Here is a 15,971-nt window from a genome sequence, read left to right on the forward strand (position 1 = left end):
CGCAAGCAGCTACTAAAAGCATAGTGGTGTGCAGCGCGCGGCCAAACCCTGGGTTTGCCTCCGGTGGTGAACCAACAGCACCTCAGCGGGGTGGGGCGGGTGGGCTGTGGGGTGGGTGCCTTCGCCGGGGGCGAGGCGCACAGACCGTGGGGCGGGGTGCGCGTCAGCGCACCCTCCACTTCTGACTTGTCGCGGCTGTTTGAACGGAGTTTTGCCTGAAGGCAAAACGCAGTGAGTTCCGCGACGCCGCCCCACGGTCGAGCACCGCAGCGCAGTCCGCAAAGCGGACCCCCGGCGAGGCACCCACCCCACAGCCCACCCGTCCCACCGCGCCGCGAGGACTTGCCCCGCCCCGAGGACGAGCACCCACAACGCGAGGACACAAGCCACACCCAACACACCGGCCCACTTTTTGCATGGAACCAGCACCCAGCATGCAGCGGTCCAAGGTGGGAACAGGGGTGCCTCATGGTCAACACGCACACGAACAAAGCCAAACGCGAGCTCGACGCCATCTACGAAGTCAGCAAAACGCTGTCTGCGTCGCTGGACGTGGGCAAAACCTTCCGCGAGGCGCTCAACTACCTGCTGCACGCTTTTGATTGGCGACGCACCTTTGTGGTGGTCAACGAACCCGGCGGCAAGCTGCGCGGCCTGTGCGCCGTGGGCCTGTCGCAGGACGAACAGCGGCGGCTGCAATTCCTGTCGGGCGAAGGCATCGTGGGCCGCGTCTACGCCACGGGCGTGCCCACCTTCGTGCCCGACCTGCGGGCCGAACCCCTGTTCCTCAACCGCACCGGCGGGGCCGACCAGTCGCCCGACACCCGCATCGCCCTGCTGGCCGCCCCCATCCGCGCCGACCGCCAGACCCTGGGCGTGCTGGTGGCCGACTGCGAGGACCCCGACCACCCCGACCACCCCACGACCTCCCGCCGCGTGTCCTCCGACGACCTGCGCCTGCTGAAGATGGTGGCTTCGCTCATGGGACAAACGTTGCTGCTCAACCGCAGCGTGTCCGCCGCGCACGACACCATGCAGGACGAGGTGCGGCGCATGCACAAAGCCATCAAGTCGGGCCACCAGATCGACGAGGTGGTGGGCGTGTCGCCCCCCATGCAGGAGGTGTTTTCGCAGGTGCACCAGGTGGCGCAGTCGCGCACCACGGTGCTGCTGCGCGGCGAAAGCGGCACCGGCAAGGAGGTGATTGCCCGCGCCATCCACCGCCTGTCACCGCGCAAAGCGGCCCCGTTTGTGGGCGTGAACTGCGCGGCCCTGACCGAGTCGCTGCTGGAGAGTGAACTGTTCGGCCACGAAAAAGGCGCGTTCACCGGGGCACAGGGCCAGCGCAAGGGCCGCTTTGAAATGGCGCACGGCGGCACGCTGTTCCTGGACGAGATTGGCGACATTTCCGCCTCGTTCCAGGCCAAGCTGCTGCGCGTGCTGCAAGAGCGCGAGTTCGAGCGCGTGGGCGGCGGCTCGGCGGTGAAGGTGGACGTGCGCCTCATCCTGGCCACCAACCGCAACCTGGAGCGCATGGTGCAGGCGGGCGAGTTCCGGGCCGATCTGTACTACCGCATCAACGTGGTCAGCATCCAGTTGCCGCCGCTGCGCGAGCGGCGTGAAGACATTCCGGCCATGGCGCTGCACTTCCTCAGCCGCTTCAACCGCGAAAACGGTCGCGTCACCCGCTTCAGCCCCGAGGCCATGCGGGTGCTGACCCAGTGTTACTGGCCCGGCAACGTGCGCGAGCTGGAAAACTGCGTGGAACGCACCGCCACCATGGCGCATGGCGACGTGATTTCAGACTTGGCCTTCCCCTGCCGCGACAACCGCTGCCTGACGCAGGTGCTGCACCACATTGAACGCGAGGACGCCGTGCGGCCCTCGCGGCTGGCCGACATCCCCATCAAGGAAGTGGCCGGCCCTCCCCTGCCGCCCACGGTGCCAGCGGTGCCTGCCGTGCCCGCCACGGCTGAGGCCGCGTCGGCTCCGGCACCGGACCCCGAGGACCTGCCCACGCCCAGCAGCAGCGAGGGCGACAAGCCCGACGGCGAACGCGACCGCCTGATCTGGGCCATGGAAAAGTGCGGCTGGGTCCAGGCCAAGGCCGCACGCCTGCTGAAAATCTCCCCCCGCCAGATGGGCTACGCCCTGCGCAAACACGACATCGAGGTGCGCAAGTTCTGAGGGGGGGCGTTCAGCAGGCAGCGCTGGGGTCAGGACGGGAGTTCAATGCGCAGCAGCGCGCCACCTGAAGCACCGAATTTGCGCACCATCCACAGTGCACCATCGGGCGCAAACGCCATGCTCAACCACCACCCCGGTTTGCTCACCTCAGGCAGGTTGCGCCCCTCCAAGGTGAATAGATCCACCTGACGAACCTGGCCGTCGGGTTGAAGCAGCATCATCCAAGGCAAGCCGCCGTTCTGTTGCGTTACCACAGACCTGTCAAAACGCAACACGACCTGACCGCGTTTTGCTGCGTACTGCTTATTAAAAACCCTCTCGCCAGCTGGTGCGGCAATGTTCGCAATGTGATTCAAACCCACCGAATCCCACAGCAAAACCTTGAAATAGTCCTCAGAAACACCGTTTTGGCCGACCCTGTTACAGAGCTGAACCACATAAACCCCACTGGGAGCAGGCAACAGATCTATCTGATAGCGAGAATTTCGAGCGTTGTAGCCCGGGATGGCAGGAACCAATTGAACCAGCGGGGTCACCCCCTTCCCCACTTGCCAGCGCATCAGATAGCCGCTGAGGCCGTCATAAAACGCCAGCGACCCATCGGGCAGTAAGGCCATGCCGTCAGGCAACACCAGCGTGCCAGCTCGATCGGACACGGACGACACCACCGATCCGGTCGGGCTGACCTGAAACACGTTCCCTGAGTCATAGTGGGGGCCCGATGCGTAACTCACACCCTCCAAACGCCACTCAGCACAGTAAACGTTGCCTGATGGGTCAAGCGCAACCGGTACCGTGTCATTTAAAACCAGCCTTTGGTTCGAGTCAGACAGCATGTACGGTATCGCCACTCCTGCCTCCAGGTTCACTGAGCCATCCCGAACCGGATACCGCAGGATGGCCTTGCCGGTGTCCACCACCAAACCACCGGTTGCAGGGTCAAACGCCATGCTCCCAATTTGCCCGATGGCCTGTTCCACCGGCCCCGTTCCCGAGGCCGAGCCCGCCGCCACTGTGATGCGGCCTGCGCTTGCGCCTGACGCGCCGCCCCCGCCACATGCACTCAAAACCGCAGCACCCGCAAAACCCAACACCTGCCGCCGCGACAAACCCGCAACAGCGTCCAACAACGCGTGTTTCATCTCGATTTCCCTGAATTTGTATTGAAATAGCCAAAGCAAGCCCGCCCGGCCCTCGGGCCGAGCGGGTCAACAGACGCGTTGCCCCGTCACTGCGTTGGCCAGACGTAATACGCCACACCCTCATAGTGATAGTTCTTCAGCGTGGCCACGACGTAATCCTTCTCGGAGGCGTTCGTGGTGTAGAAGTGGGAGCCGGTGTCCACGTTGTAGAAGCGGTACAAGGGCGTGTTGGCCGCGTCTGAGACCGTGCTGGCATACCAAGCAGAACCTTCATACTTGTAGCTGGAGAGGTTGCCAACAACGTAGTCTTTCTCCGCCTCGCTGATGGTGTAAAAGTGCGCTCCAGCCGCAGCGTTGTAGAAGCGGTAGACGGGGCTGTAACTGCCCGTGGCACTGGCGTAGGTATAAAACGCCACGCCCTCATAGGTGTAAGAGGGCAAGGACGCCATCACATAGTCCCGCTCGGCGGCACTGCCCGTGAAAAAGTGGGTTCCTTTGGCCGTGTTGTAGAACCGGTAAACCGGTGCCCGCGCCACCGTGGTCGTGGCGGGGCTCAACCATTTCGACAACCCGGCGCTGAAGGCCGTGTCAAACCGCCCGTAAATGCCCACCCCAATCTCGGTGGAAGACGTGGTGCACTTGCCATTACCCCCTTTGAGCTGCCCCACCACATAGTGGCTGCCTCCCATGTTGAGGAACAGTGCAGAGCCACTGCTGCCGGGCTCGGTGGTGCCCTCGCTATAGCCCACCACATGGAATTTGGCCACGGACACGTCAGCCCCCGTGGTACAGGTGAAGTCGGAGGTTGACCCCGCATCGTCAGCGCAAGTGGCGTACGTGGCATTGATCCCGCTGCTGATTTTCTTCAAGTCGCCATGCGGGTGGTGAATGCCAAACACCGTGTTGGACAACCCCACTTGCCGCGAATACCAACCCGCCCAAATGGCCGCACTGGGCGCACTCTGGTTCAGGCGCAGCAGCGTGGTATCGGTGTCGGCACTGGTGTAGAGCAACGAGCCCCCACCCGACACCGAGACGAGGCTGTTGCTGGGAACGTCCACCCCACACACGGCCGCCTGGTAGAACCAGTAGGTCTGGAGCGTGGACGCCTCGGCCTGCGTGGAAATGCAATGGTGGGCCGTGAGGAAGTAGGGAGCCCAATCCTGCTGGGTGTTGTTCAGCAACGTGCCCGTGCAGGTGTACGAGGAACCGGTGGACGGGTCGGTGAACACCATGCGCGCCACGCTTTTGCCCGTGGTTTGTTCGGCGGTGGAGCCACACGCAATGCTCTTTTCGCACGCCAACGATGCGGCCTGCGGCTGCAAGCGTTCAGCCAACGGCGACACCGTCAGGTGCGACACCCACTCCACGCCAAAAGACAAGCCATTGGCACCCACCTGCGCGGGCACGGTGAACTGGATGGACAGGCTCTCGCCCAACGCCACGGGCGAGACCCAGTGGTATGCCTGGGTGCTGCCCACCCTGATGCCACCGGCTTGGGCCACCTGGTCGATGACATCGGCCCCGGTGAACACGCCCAGGTGGGTCTGTGCCTTGTCCGACACCGCCAGGCGAACCCGGGGGTCCAGCTTGTCGAACACCAAGGCCAGGCGCAGGCCCTGCGCCGCAGGTGAGGCCACCTGCAATGTGGCCACCCGATCGCCATTGGGTTGCACGGTCCAGTTCAGGTGCTGCGCCACGTAGGCGGCTTGCTTCAGCTCGCCCGTCTGGCGGGCAAAACCGATCTGCGGCACTTCACCACCTGAACGAGGGGCAGCGCTACGGCCTCGTTCCCGTTCGGTCTCGCTGGCCTCGGGCAGGCGGTAGACAAAGGTGTGGGTGTCCACGGCAAAACCCGCGCGGGTTTCTTGCTTGACCTCACGCGCAGGAATTGAGAGCGCCTCCACCTTGTCCACCACGCCATCGGCAGCCCAAGAAGTTCCTTGCGCCCAAAGCATGGCCGCCATGGCCACGCCCAGCGTGCCCCGAATCAACGGGTTGCGTACAGAAAACAGCTTCACGATGTCCCTTCAAACAAAAAAATGCTGGGCATAGTACGCCGCCTGGCCGCCCCAGCCACTCCCCCATTTGAGGGAGTTGACATTTCATTGTTTTTAAATTCTGCGGCCAGCCACCCCATTCCCCCTGTGTCGTAAGCCCGACAACCCACCCCCACAAACCGCGGTTTTGTGGCATGTCCGACACCCGACAAAAACAGCAAGTGCTTGATTTTCAATGACAAACGCCGTGGCATGAAATTGGCTTAGGCAGGAACCAAGCAACCAACGCCGGTTGCAAGGAAAGGTTCCCCATGCCAGCTCACGCGCCTGTCGGCACCGCCCCCAGCCCCACCTATGTGAGCCTGGGCAAGATCCAACGCCTGGGCGAGCCCATCGCCCCGCCCCAGCCCGCGGCCAGCGGCTGCGGCACCAGCGGCGGTTCGGGCAAGGCCAGCTGCGGCTCGTCCGCCGGGCCTGACGACATGCCCGCCGAGATCTGGGACAAGGTCAAGAACCACCCCTGCTACTCGGAAGAAGCCCACCACCACTACGCCCGCATGCATGTGGCCGTGGCCCCGGCCTGCAACATCCAGTGCAACTACTGCAACCGCAAGTACGACTGCTCCAACGAAAGCCGCCCCGGCGTGGTGTCGCAAAAGCTCACGCCCGATCAGGCCGTGAAGAAGGTGCTGGCCGTGGCCAGCGAAATCCCGCAGATGACGGTGCTGGGCGTGGCCGGCCCGGGCGACAGCCTGGCCAACCCGGCCAAGACCTTTGAAACCTTCCGCCAGCTGCAGGAAACCGCGCCCGACATCAAGCTGTGCCTGTCCACCAACGGCCTGGCCCTGCCCGATTACGTGGACGAGATCGTCAAGTACAACGTGGACCACGTCACCATCACCATCAACATGGTGGACCCGGAAGTGGGCGCAAAGATCTACCCCTGGATCTTCTTCAACCACAAGCGCTACCACGGCGTGGAGGCCGCCCGCATCCTGCACGAGCGCCAGATGCTGGGCCTGGAGATGCTGACCGCCCGCGGCGTGCTGACCAAGATCAACTCGGTCCTCATCCCCGGCATCAACGACGAGCACCTGATCGAGGTCAACCGCGAGGTGAAGAAGCGCGGGGCCTTCCTGCACAACATCATGCCCCTCATCTCCGAGGCCGAGCATGGCACCGTGTTCGGCCTGACCGGCCAGCGCGGCCCCACCGCCCAGGAGCTGAAGACCGTGCAGGACGCCTGCGCGGGCGGTGCCAACCTCATGCGCCACTGCCGCCAGTGCCGGGCCGACGCCGTGGGCCTGCTGGGCGAAGACCGCAGCGAAGAGTTCACCCAGGACAAGGTGGACCAGATGGAGATCACCTACGACCTGGAACGCCGCCGTGTGTACCAGGAACAGGTGGAAACCGAACGCCAGGCCCAACACGCCGCCAAGCAGGAGGCGCTGGCCTCGTCCACCGCGCTGGACGCCGCGGCCGACCTGAAGGTGCTGGTGGCCGTGGCCACGCAGGGCGGGGGCCGGGTGAATGAGCACTTTGGCCATGTGACCGAGTTCCAGATTTTTGAAGTGTCTGCGGCCCAGGCCCTGTTCGTGGGTCACCGTCGGGTGGACCAGTACTGCCAAGGCGGGTATGGCGACGACGAGCAGTTGCCCTCGGTGGTGCGCGCCATCAACGACTGCCACGCCGTGCTGGTGGCCAAGATCGGTGCCTGTCCCAAGGACGAGCTGCGAGACGCCGGCATCGAGCCCGTGGACCAGTACGTGGGCGAGTTCATCGAAAAAGCCGCCCTCGACTGGTTTGCCGACTACCGCACCCGCGTGGCCAGCGGGGCCACCGTGCACCAGGCCCGGGGCGACGCCCAGATTCGCCAAGGGGCCTTCACCCAGGGCACCGACGGCCTGGCCCAGGCCGCCTGAACACCTGCTGCGCCACCGCACACACCGCATTTCCCCTCAACCCACCCAAGGAGCAACGCCATGGCCCTGAAGATCATCTCCTCCACCTGCACCGCCTGCTCGGCCTGCGAACCCGAGTGCCCCAACGTCGCCATCCGCGAAAAAGGCGGCACCTACGTGATCGACCCCAAGAAGTGCACCGAGTGCGCCGACCAGTACGACTCGCCCCAGTGCCAGGCCGTGTGCCCGGTGGACGGCTGCATCGTCAAGGCCTGAGGTCACGCACCATGCTGCCCAACCTCACCATCCTGCCTGCCGCAGAGAAGTTCATCCGTCGCATGGTGCGCTTTTCCGGCCTGCCGCCCACGGCGGGTTTTCACCTGACGGTGAGCGCGGGCGGCTGCTCCGGCTACAACGCCGAATTCAACGTCGAAGCCCAACCCCGCCCTGGTGACGAGGTGATGGAACTGGGCGACGTGCGCCTGTTCCTGCCCGCCGAAAGCCGCCTGCTGCTCGACGGGGTGACCATGGACTTTGCCGACACGCCCACCAAGTCGGGGCTGACCTTCGTCAACCCCAACCAGGCCGCCTGTGCGTGCAGCAGCGCCGACGCCGCCGCAGCGCCCCCCGGCGTGGCCAAGGTCAGCATCGCCACCATTGGCCGCGGCGGACGGCCCGTGGTGGCCCCCGCCGGGTCTTGACGGGGCACGCGCCATGGACAACGTCGGCGAACCACGCCACAGGGTGACCCATGGCGACATCTCCTGCACCCACTGGCAAGGTGGCGCGGTGGACTGCACTGCGTGCCCCCACCATGCCCTGCGCAGCCTGCCCATGCCGCTGGGCTGCGAGCCCGGGCACGCCTGCGTGCAAGACGCGTATGCCCGCCGCATCGACCGGTTTTTCCACTGGCACCGCGACCTGGCCAACGACCACCTGAACCACCCCTACTTTGAGGTGCGGGCCATTGCCGCGCGGTATGCCAGCGTGTTCCGCCTGTCGGCCCTGATGGACGACCCCGACGAAACCGTGCGCCTGCAAGTGGCCCTGCGCCTGCCCCAGACGCTGCTGACCCGCATGCTGGCCGACCCGCACCGCGAGGTGCGCATCCGCGTGGCCCAGCGCATCGACCTGGCCGAACTGCCCACGCTGATGAACGACCCCGACTACGGCGTGCGCGAAGTGGTGGCCCTGCGCCTGCCCCAAAGCCTGCTGCCCGCCCTGGCCCAGGACCCCGACCGCAGCGTGCGCACCCGCGTGGCCCAGCGCCTGGACATGCCCGCCCTGCTGGCCCTGGCCACAGACCCCGAGGCCGACGTGCGCCGCATCGTCGCCCGCCGCCTGCCCCCGGCCCTGCTGGACCGCCTGGCCCACGACGACGACTGCCGCGTGCGCTGGGAGGTGGAAGAACGGCTGGGCACCCCCCACCCCGGAGCCTGAACCATGTCCGACATCAACCGCGACGACGACGAACTGGAAGTGGCCTACCCCCCGCGCTTTCGCCATGGCGAACGCGTGGCCGCCCGCTCGGTGGTGCGCAACGACGGCACCTATGGCGGCAAGGACATTGGCGACGTGCTGGTGCACCGCGGCGACATCGGCTACGTGGTGCACATCAACACCTTTTTGCAGCAGTTCTACATCTACGCCGTGGACTTTGTGGACAGCGGCCACCGCGTGGGCATGCGCGCCAAGGAACTCTGCACCCTGGACCACCTGCCCGACGAGGTGCTGGCCCAACTGGGCGACAAGGCCCAGGCCCTGCAACACCTGGGCAGCCACCGCCCCCCACCCCCACAGGAGCCCACCGCATGACCCCCTTTGCCGAACCCCGCACTGCCGAATACCCCTGGGGCCTGCGCGTCATTGCGCTGGACGACCTGTTCAACGACGGCAGCCACCCCGGGCAGCCTGAAGGGGCCCTGCTGGCCCCCCAGGGCGCGGTGGGCGAAATTGTCAACATCGGGCATTCCACCGAAACCAACGAGCCGGTGTACCTGGTGGAATTCGGCCCCGAGCACGGGCGCTGCGTGGTGGGCTGCCTGGAAGAGGAAATTGCTCCCGCCCCCGCCGGACTGATCCCATGACCACCACCGCTGATCTGGCGTGCGCAACCCCGGTGCTGAGCTTCATGCAGCACCGGCTGGTGCTCGCGTTGGAACAGCGGGCCCGCTACAAGTACGTCAAACCCCGCGTGCTGCCGCATGGCGAGGGCTACCGGGTGGAAAGCCCCTGCTGCTCGCGCAACGTGGACCCCAGCGGCGGCGTGATCGACATCGCGCTGCTGCTCCCCCCCGGCGGCCAGGCCCCCGACGCCCAGCCGCCCGCCACCGCCCAGGGCTGGAACCTGTTCTCCCGCAACCACGCCGCACACCAGTGGCAATGGCAGGCCGCCAACCCGCGCCTGGCCGACCTGCTGGACCAACTGTGCGTGGACGCGCAACGGGTGTTCTGGCCATGACCTACCTGGACCACAACGCCACCACCCCCCCTGCCCCCGAGGTGGTGACCGCCATGCTCGCCACGCTGGAGCAGCACTGGGCCAACGCCTCGTCCCAACACGGGCCGGGGCAGCAGGCCAAACGCGTGCTGGGCGCGGCCCGTGCCGACGTGGCCCGGGCCCTGGGCTGCAAACCCAACGAGGTGGTGTTCACCAGCGGGGCCACCGAGGCCAACCACCTGGCCCTGCGCGGGCTGATGGCCGCCGCCCCCCCCGATGCCCACGCCCAGCCCCCCCGCCTGCTGGTGAGCGCGGTGGAACACGCCGGGCTGCTGCGCCTGGCCAAGGCCATGGCGCACGAAGGCACGGTGGTGGACTTCATTCCCGTGCGGCCCGATGGCGCGTTGGACCTGGCCAGCGCCCGCGCCCTGCTGGCCCCGGGTGCCGCGGCGCAAGGCCGGGTGGCCGTGGTGTCGGTCCAGGCCGCCAACAACGAAACCGGTGTGCTCATGCCCGTGGCCGAACTGGCCGCGCTGGCCCACGAGGCCGGTGCCCTGCTGCATGTGGACGCCACGCAATGGGTGGGCAAGCTGCCGTTCGACTTTTCCGCGCCGCCCTTTGCCGGGGTGCATGCGGTGTCGCTGTCGGCCCACAAATTCCACGGCCCCAAGGGCGTGGGGGCCTTGCTGCTGCGCAGCGGCACCACCCTCAGCCCCCAGGTGCCCGGCAGCCAGGAGCGGGGCCGCCGCGGGGGCACCGAGAACCTGCCCGCCATCGTGGGCATGGCCCAAGCGCTGGCGCTGCTGGGCACCACGCCCCCGCTGCCCGACCGCATCCGGCACACCACCGCCCTGCGCGACGCGCTGGAACATGGGCTGGCCCAGGCCCTGCCCGGCGTGCACGTGTGGGGCCAGACCCTGCCCCGCCTGCCCGGCACCAGCTTCCTGCGTTTTGACGAGTTGCATGCCGACGTGGTGCTGCAACGGCTGGACCGGCTGGGCGTGGCCGCCTCGTCGGGTGCGGCCTGCTCGTCGGGCGGCAGTGCCCCCTCCCACGTGCTGGCCGCCATGGGCGTGCCACCGGAACAAGCCCTGTGCGCCGTGCGCCTGTCGCTGGGCCACACCCACACCCTGGACGACGTGAACCACGTGGTCCGCGGCCTGACCGAGATGCTCGGCCCCCTGCTCGCCCCCTGAAACCCACACCCTCTGGAGCCGACGATGAAAGTGATGATCCGCAAAGACAGCAAAGGCACCCTGACCGCCTACGTGCCCAAGAAAGACCTGGAAGAACCCATCGTCTCCATGGCCCAGCCCGACCTGTGGGGCGGCATCGTCACCCTGGCCAACGGCTGGCAGCTGGACCTGCCCGCCATGCCCGCCGACACCCCGCTGCCCATCACCGTGGAAGCCCGCCGCCTGGCCGGCGACTGAAGGAAAGGCCCCGCCATGTCCCTCACCGCCGAACACCTGCAAACCGCCCGCGAGGTGGTGGGCTGGGCCCCCTCGCTGCGCGACGCCGCCGCGCTGTGGCGCGCCCGCTACCCCGCCATCCGTGCCCTGCCCATGGACGCTTTGGACATGCGCGACGAAACCCCCACCCTGCGCCTGGGCGCACGGCGCATCTACCTGGCCGCCTCGCAGGGGCACTGCTGGCGCATCACCCAGCAGCCCGAAGAAGCCACCGCCCTCATCCTCACGCAGGAGTAAGCCCCATGTCTTACGACACCATTGCCCTGTCCGAGCCCGCGTACAGCCCTGACGACCTGGCCCTGATCGACGCGGTGCTGCAATCGGGCCGCTGGAGCGACGGGCCGCTGCTGGAGTCCTTTGAACAAGGCTTTGCCCGCTGGGTGGGCCGCCGCCATGCGGTGGCCGTGGCCAGCGGCACCCTGGGCACCCTCATCACGCTGCGGGCCATGGGCATAGGCGCTGGCGACGAGGTGATTTGCGCCGCCCACGCCTGGCACCAGGTGGCCCACGCCATCACCCTGGCCGGGGCCACGCCGGTGTTTGCCGACATCAACTACTGGACTGGCAGCCTCAGCCCGGAAAAAGCTGCCCTCAAGGTCACGCCGCGCACCAAGGCCATCCTGGCGGGCAACACCAACGGCCACCCCGCGGCCTGGGGCCCGCTGCGCGAGCTGGCCACGCAACACGGCATCCGCCTCATCGAAGACAGCACCGAGGCCCTGGGCTCGCGCTACCAGGGCCAGACCGTGGGCACCTTTGGCGACGTGGCGGTGTTCGACTTCTCGCAACCCTCGGTGCTGTGCACCGGCGAGGGCGGCATGCTGCTCACCGACGACGAGGCCCTGGCCCACGAGCTGCGCTACCTGCGCCAGCGCCGCCTGGCCGACCGACTCTCGGTGTCGCTGGGCTCGCGTGTGCCCTTGCAGGCTGGCATCAGCGAAATGACCGCCGCCCTGGGCCTGGCCCAGCTGTCCCACCTGGACGAACGCCTGATGGCGCGCAAGCAGGTGGAGGTGTGGTACCAGCAGCAGATGCAAAGCTTCGAGGGCGTCAAACCGCCCTACCTGGGCGAACATGTGGACGAGGTGCACTGGATGCTGTACGTGGTGCACCTGGGCAAACGCTTCACCGCCAGCGCCCGCGCCCAGATGGTGGAAGACCTGGCCGCCTGCGGCATCGAAACCGCCGCCTACAGCCACCCACTGCACCAGCAGTTCCACTACCAAAGCGCCGCCGACGCCATTGGCCGCCAGCGCGGCCTGCTGCCCGACACCGACCGCATTGGCGACCGCGCCCTGGCCCTGCCGCTGCACACCCACCTCACGGCGGAACAGGTCAAGTACATCGTCAAAACGCTCAAGGACACCGCCACCAACGTGGGGGCCGGGGCCGCCATCTACCTCTGAACATGACCCACCACACCCTGTCCACCCTGGCCCGGCAACTGGACGCCGGGCAGCTCATCCCCTACCTGGGGCCCGACCTGCTGGCCCTGTGTACCGACGTGCAAGTGCCCGCCACGCCGCTGGTGCTGGCCGAGTTCATGACCGGCAAGGTGTCGGTGCCGCACAAGATCCGCAAGCGCCTGACGCAGGCGGCCCAGTTCATCGAGAACTTCAAACACCGCAAATCGCTGGTGGCGCTGATGGACGAGGCCTTTGCCACCGTGCCCACGCCCTCGCCCCTGCACCTGGCTTTGGCCGCCAGTAACGCCCCGCTGTGGGTGGACACCTGGTACGACGACACCCTGGCCCAGGCCTTGGCCAACACCCGCGCCCCCGGCAACTGGCAACAGGTGCAGGGCTTGTCGCAATCGGAACATTTCGGCCAATGGACCCAGACCTACGGCAGCAACGGTCAGCCCCTGCCTGCCGATGCCCCGCCCCCACCGGGCCAGCCCCTGCTCTACAAACCCCTGGGGGGCCGCCAGCCCGCCAGCAACTACCTGGTGAGCGACAGCGACCATGTGGAGGTGTTGACCGAAATCGACATCCAGACCCCCATCCCCGCCGCCGTGCAGGCGCTGCGCACGGGCCGCAGCTTTCTGTTTGTGGGCTGCCGGTTTGACGACCAGCTGACCCGCAGCTTTGCCCGCCAGATCATGAAGCGCTCCAGCGACCAGCACTGGGCCGTGCTGCCCGCCGAGCCCACCCGCATGGAAGCCCGCTTCCTGGAAGAACAGGGCATCACCCGCATCGCCCTGCCGCTGCCCGAGTTTGCCCACGCCTTCACCGCCGCGCTGCAACCCGCGCTGGCGGCCTGAGCCCTTGTTTTTGTTCACCCCTTTTTTGGAGTTTTGAGCCATGCCCGCTTTGACCGTTCTCCCCTCTGGCCGCACCCTTGACGTGGAGGCAGGCACCCCCCTGCTGGCCGCCCTGCAGGCCGCGGGCGAGCCCATTGCCCACAAGTGCAACGGCCAGGCCAAATGCGGCGGCTGCCACCTGTTTGTGCAGGAAGGGCGCAAAACCCTGTCCAAACTGCAAAAGCTGGAAAACGAACTGCTGGACACCCTGGTGGGCGTGAGCAGCAAGTCGCGCCTGGCCTGCCAGACGCTGATGGGCACCGAACCCGCCACGGTGGAACTGCTCAGCTTCGTCTGATGCCGGAACCGGAACCCTCGCGCTGGGCCACCTCGGCCCTGTTGGCACTGATCGACGCCAGCGGGCAGGCGGTGCTAACCCTCACCGAGGGCCTGACCGCCCTCGACCTGGCCCGCTCCCTGCCGCTCCCTGCCGTGGCGTGGCGGGTGGGCTGTGGGTGGGGTTCCTTGCCGGTGGTCCGCTGGCGCGGACTGCGCTGCGGTGCTCGGCCCCGGGGCGGCGTCGCGGAACTCACGCCGCTTTGCTGCGCAAAGCTCTGTTCAAACAACCGCGACGCAGTCAGAGGTTGAAGTGCGCTGCCGCGCACCCGCCCCGGCGCCTGCGCGCCTCGCCACCGGCAAAGTCACCCCACCCACAGCCCACCCGCCACGCCACGGCAGGGAGCGGGAACAGCAATGGTTTTGATAGCTGCTTGCGCTTGATATGAAAGCGGTAGAGGCTGATTTTCCTTAAAACCATGACCGTTCATCATGATTCCTGAGTCATGTTTTAAAAAAATGACTCAGTTGTCATAAAGTAGCGCCATTGCTTCATCCCGTGACCGGACCATGGACTACCCCATTCAGCTTGCCGCTCAACTCGCCCAGCAGTTGCCGGCCTTTCGCAAGGCTTGTGGCCTCAGCCAAGCGGCGCTGGGGGCCAGGTTGAACCTGAGCCAGTCGCGCGTGGCGTACATCGAACGCAACCCCGCTGCCATCAGCGTGCAGCAGCTGTTCGACATCCTTCAGGTGCTGGGCGTTCAGCTGCTGTTGCGCACCCCGCTGACGCCCGGTGTCCGCCCGGATGCAGACACGCCCCCTCCGGCCCAGGCCGCGTTCAACGCCGAGCCGCCCCAGGGAGAGTGGTGAGTGCGCGCGCTGTGGGTGTGGATGAACGGGGTGCGCGTGGGCACCTGGCGGGTGGGTCCCACGGGGCTTCACCGCTTTGAGTACGCCCCAAGCTGGTTGCACAGCCCTCGGGCACGGCCTTTGTCGCTGTCGCTCCCGCTCAGCGCCGGGGCCCTGCAAGGCCCGGTGGTGGCCCACTTCTTTGACAACCTGCTGCCCGACAGCGAGGCCATTCGGCAGCGCATCCGCACCCGAAGGCGGCTGCCCGGGGCCGACGTGTTCTCGCTGCTGCAAGCCATTGGGCGCGATTGCGTGGGCGCCGTCCAACTGCTCCCGCCCGATGCGCCACCCCAGGGCTTCGACACCCTGACCTTTGAGCCCCTCAGCCACGCCGACATTGAGGGCATGCTGACCCAGCTGAGGCCAACCACCACCCCGACAGCGCCGGGCACCGCAGACGACAGGGACATTCGCCTGTCAATTGCCGGGGCGCAGGAAAAAACCGCATTGCTGCGCGTCAACGGCCAATGGGCTCGCCCACTGGGGGCCACGCCCACCACCCACATCTTGAAGCCCGCCATTGGCATCGTGCCGGGCACGGGCCTGGACATGCGCCAGTCGGTGGAGAACGAGTGGCTGTGTCGGCAAATCGTCGATGCCGTGGGCCTGCCCGCCGCGCCCTGCACCATGGAAACCTTTGGGAGCCAGCGGGTGCTGGTGGTGGAGCGGTTTGACCGGGCGTGGCAACCCGGTGGCTGGATTGCCCGTCTGCCCCAGGAAGACCTGTGCCAGGCCACCGGCGTGGCCAGCCACACCAAATACGAAAGCGATGGCGGCCCGGGCCTGACCCGCTGCCTGGGCATCCTCCGCGCCTCGGAAAACTACGAGCGCGACGGCTTGCGCTTTCTGCTGGCCCAGTTGCTGTTCTGGTTTCTGGCGGCCATTGACGGCCATGCCAAGAACTTCTCTGTGTTCCTGCTGCCCGGTGGCGGCTACCGGCTGACGCCGTTGTACGACGTGCTGTCGGCCTGGCCAGTGATTGGACGCAAAGGCCACGAAATCCCTTACCCCAACGCCAAGCTGGCCATGGCCCTGCGGGCCAAGTCAGCGCACTACCACCTGGCCACCCTGCAACGCAGGCATTGGGAACAACTGGCCCAGGACAGCGGCATTCCCCACGCATGGCGCGAAATGCAGGCCCTTGCCGACCGACTGCCGGGGGCCATGGATGCGGTGCTGTCCACCCTGCCCGCAGACTTTCCCACAGCATTGGCAGAGCGAATGGGTGCCGGGGTGCAAAAGCACTTGAATCGGTTCAAGGCGCAGGGGTAGGAGAGGGGCTCGCTCCCTGCCGTGGCGTGGCGGGTGGGCTGTGGGCGGGGTTCCTTGCCGGTGGTCCGCT

The 15,971-nt window shown here is 66.8% G+C and carries 18 protein-coding genes; 16 read left to right on the forward strand and 2 right to left on the reverse strand.

All coding sequences use genetic code 11. The features are described 5' to 3' along the window. The first annotated feature begins 468 nt into the window (after positions 1-468). A complete protein-coding gene (gene nifA, locus ACYVB7_RS07230) occupies positions 469-2,187 on the forward strand; it encodes a nif-specific transcriptional activator NifA (protein WP_460506049.1) in 1,719 nt (572 codons plus the stop codon). Between the two features lie 29 nt (positions 2,188-2,216). Here nifA and ACYVB7_RS07235 read toward each other — a convergent pair whose 3' ends face one another. After that, a complete protein-coding gene (locus tag ACYVB7_RS07235) occupies positions 2,217-3,329 on the reverse strand; it encodes an SMP-30/gluconolactonase/LRE family protein (RefSeq protein WP_460506050.1) in 1,113 nt (370 codons plus the stop codon). Positions 3,330-3,415: 86 nt separating this feature from the next. Next, entirely contained in the window at positions 3,416-5,350 is a 1,935-nt protein-coding gene (locus tag ACYVB7_RS07240; protein ID WP_460506051.1) for a trypsin-like peptidase domain-containing protein, read from the reverse strand. Positions 5,351-5,640: 290 nt separating this feature from the next. Between ACYVB7_RS07240 and nifB the strand changes: the two genes are divergently transcribed. The 15 genes from nifB to ACYVB7_RS07315 all read left to right on the forward strand — a co-directional run bounded on the left by nifB (position 5,641) and on the right by ACYVB7_RS07315 (position 15,901). Further along, the gene (nifB, locus tag ACYVB7_RS07245) at positions 5,641-7,251 is read left to right on the forward strand and encodes a nitrogenase cofactor biosynthesis protein NifB (RefSeq protein ID WP_460506052.1); all 1,611 of its coding nucleotides are present in this window, start codon (positions 5,641-5,643) and stop codon (positions 7,249-7,251) included. A gap of 60 nt (positions 7,252-7,311) precedes the next feature. Further along, positions 7,312-7,506, forward strand: coding sequence for a 4Fe-4S binding protein (locus ACYVB7_RS07250; RefSeq protein ID WP_291489219.1), 195 nt, complete (start codon positions 7,312-7,314; stop codon positions 7,504-7,506). An 11-nt stretch (positions 7,507-7,517) separates the two neighbouring features. After that, positions 7,518-7,931, forward strand: a complete 414-nt coding sequence (locus tag ACYVB7_RS07255; RefSeq protein WP_460506053.1) for a HesB/IscA family protein — start codon at positions 7,518-7,520, stop codon at positions 7,929-7,931. Between the two features lie 13 nt (positions 7,932-7,944). Beyond that, positions 7,945-8,670: a 4Fe4S-binding leucine-rich repeat protein gene (locus ACYVB7_RS07260; RefSeq protein ID WP_460506054.1), complete on the forward strand. Its 726-nt coding sequence runs from the start codon at positions 7,945-7,947 to the stop codon at positions 8,668-8,670. 3 nt (positions 8,671-8,673) lie between these two features. Continuing rightward, entirely contained in the window at positions 8,674-9,045 is a 372-nt protein-coding gene (locus tag ACYVB7_RS07265) for a nitrogen fixation protein NifZ (protein ID WP_460506055.1), read from the forward strand. After that, on the forward strand, positions 9,042-9,317 hold the full coding sequence (locus ACYVB7_RS07270; protein WP_460506057.1) for a nitrogen fixation protein NifZ: 276 nt from the start codon (positions 9,042-9,044) through the stop codon (positions 9,315-9,317). Before ACYVB7_RS07265 ends, ACYVB7_RS07270 begins: the two co-directional genes overlap by 4 nt. Beyond that, positions 9,314-9,691 (forward strand): DUF3024 domain-containing protein, encoded by a 378-nt coding sequence (locus tag ACYVB7_RS07275; RefSeq protein WP_460506058.1) that lies wholly within the window; start codon positions 9,314-9,316, stop codon positions 9,689-9,691. The genes ACYVB7_RS07270 and ACYVB7_RS07275 overlap by 4 nt, the downstream gene beginning before the upstream one ends. After that, positions 9,688-10,866: a cysteine desulfurase family protein gene (locus ACYVB7_RS07280; protein WP_460506060.1), complete on the forward strand. Its 1,179-nt coding sequence runs from the start codon at positions 9,688-9,690 to the stop codon at positions 10,864-10,866. The genes ACYVB7_RS07275 and ACYVB7_RS07280 overlap by 4 nt, the downstream gene beginning before the upstream one ends. 24 nt (positions 10,867-10,890) lie before the next feature. Next, on the forward strand, positions 10,891-11,103 hold the full coding sequence (gene nifT, locus ACYVB7_RS07285; protein ID WP_460506062.1) for a NifT/FixU family protein: 213 nt from the start codon (positions 10,891-10,893) through the stop codon (positions 11,101-11,103). A gap of 15 nt (positions 11,104-11,118) precedes the next feature. Continuing rightward, positions 11,119-11,379, forward strand: a complete 261-nt coding sequence (locus tag ACYVB7_RS07290; protein WP_460506063.1) for a hypothetical protein — start codon at positions 11,119-11,121, stop codon at positions 11,377-11,379. 5 nt (positions 11,380-11,384) lie between these two features. Continuing rightward, positions 11,385-12,548 carry a DegT/DnrJ/EryC1/StrS family aminotransferase gene (locus tag ACYVB7_RS07295; RefSeq protein WP_460506064.1) on the forward strand — a complete coding sequence of 388 codons (1,164 nt, stop codon included), beginning with the start codon at positions 11,385-11,387 and terminating at the stop codon, positions 12,546-12,548. Between the two features lie 2 nt (positions 12,549-12,550). Then, positions 12,551-13,405, forward strand: coding sequence for an SIR2 family NAD-dependent protein deacylase (locus tag ACYVB7_RS07300; RefSeq protein ID WP_460506066.1), 855 nt, complete (start codon positions 12,551-12,553; stop codon positions 13,403-13,405). 40 nt (positions 13,406-13,445) lie between these two features. Next, complete coding sequence (locus ACYVB7_RS07305) at positions 13,446-13,742, forward strand: 2Fe-2S iron-sulfur cluster-binding protein (RefSeq protein ID WP_460506067.1); 297 nt, start codon at positions 13,446-13,448, stop codon at positions 13,740-13,742. Positions 13,743-14,290: 548 nt separating this feature from the next. Continuing rightward, on the forward strand, positions 14,291-14,590 hold the full coding sequence (locus tag ACYVB7_RS07310) for a helix-turn-helix domain-containing protein (RefSeq protein WP_460506068.1): 300 nt from the start codon (positions 14,291-14,293) through the stop codon (positions 14,588-14,590). Beyond that, on the forward strand, positions 14,591-15,901 hold the full coding sequence (locus tag ACYVB7_RS07315) for a type II toxin-antitoxin system HipA family toxin (protein ID WP_460506069.1): 1,311 nt from the start codon (positions 14,591-14,593) through the stop codon (positions 15,899-15,901). The last annotated feature ends 70 nt before the right edge of the window (positions 15,902-15,971 follow it).

The organism is Hydrogenophaga soli (assembly GCF_054777695.1).

Excerpts from the sequence above, each read along its gene's own strand:
- ACYVB7_RS07300 (WP_460506066.1), top strand. The coding sequence starts at position 12,551 with ATGACCCACCACACCCTGTCCACCCTGGCCCGGCAACTGGACGCCGGG.
- ACYVB7_RS07265 (WP_460506055.1), top strand. The coding sequence starts at position 8,674 with ATGTCCGACATCAACCGCGACGACGACGAACTGGAAGTGGCCTACCCC.
- ACYVB7_RS07305 (WP_460506067.1), top strand. The coding sequence starts at position 13,446 with ATGCCCGCTTTGACCGTTCTCCCCTCTGGCCGCACCCTTGACGTGGAG.
- ACYVB7_RS07295 (WP_460506064.1), top strand. The coding sequence starts at position 11,385 with ATGTCTTACGACACCATTGCCCTGTCCGAGCCCGCGTACAGCCCTGAC.
- nifT (WP_460506062.1), top strand. The coding sequence starts at position 10,891 with ATGAAAGTGATGATCCGCAAAGACAGCAAAGGCACCCTGACCGCCTAC.
- ACYVB7_RS07250 (WP_291489219.1), top strand. The coding sequence starts at position 7,312 with ATGGCCCTGAAGATCATCTCCTCCACCTGCACCGCCTGCTCGGCCTGC.
- ACYVB7_RS07255 (WP_460506053.1), top strand. The coding sequence starts at position 7,518 with ATGCTGCCCAACCTCACCATCCTGCCTGCCGCAGAGAAGTTCATCCGT.
- nifB (WP_460506052.1), top strand. The coding sequence starts at position 5,641 with ATGCCAGCTCACGCGCCTGTCGGCACCGCCCCCAGCCCCACCTATGTG.
- ACYVB7_RS07290 (WP_460506063.1), top strand. The coding sequence starts at position 11,119 with ATGTCCCTCACCGCCGAACACCTGCAAACCGCCCGCGAGGTGGTGGGC.
- ACYVB7_RS07260 (WP_460506054.1), top strand. The coding sequence starts at position 7,945 with ATGGACAACGTCGGCGAACCACGCCACAGGGTGACCCATGGCGACATC.
- ACYVB7_RS07275 (WP_460506058.1), top strand. The coding sequence starts at position 9,314 with ATGACCACCACCGCTGATCTGGCGTGCGCAACCCCGGTGCTGAGCTTC.
- ACYVB7_RS07310 (WP_460506068.1), top strand. The coding sequence starts at position 14,291 with ATGGACTACCCCATTCAGCTTGCCGCTCAACTCGCCCAGCAGTTGCCG.
- ACYVB7_RS07270 (WP_460506057.1), top strand. The coding sequence starts at position 9,042 with ATGACCCCCTTTGCCGAACCCCGCACTGCCGAATACCCCTGGGGCCTG.
- ACYVB7_RS07280 (WP_460506060.1), top strand. The coding sequence starts at position 9,688 with ATGACCTACCTGGACCACAACGCCACCACCCCCCCTGCCCCCGAGGTG.
- nifA (WP_460506049.1), top strand. The coding sequence starts at position 469 with ATGGTCAACACGCACACGAACAAAGCCAAACGCGAGCTCGACGCCATC.
- ACYVB7_RS07235 (WP_460506050.1), bottom strand. The coding sequence starts at position 3,329 with ATGAAACACGCGTTGTTGGACGCTGTTGCGGGTTTGTCGCGGCGGCAG.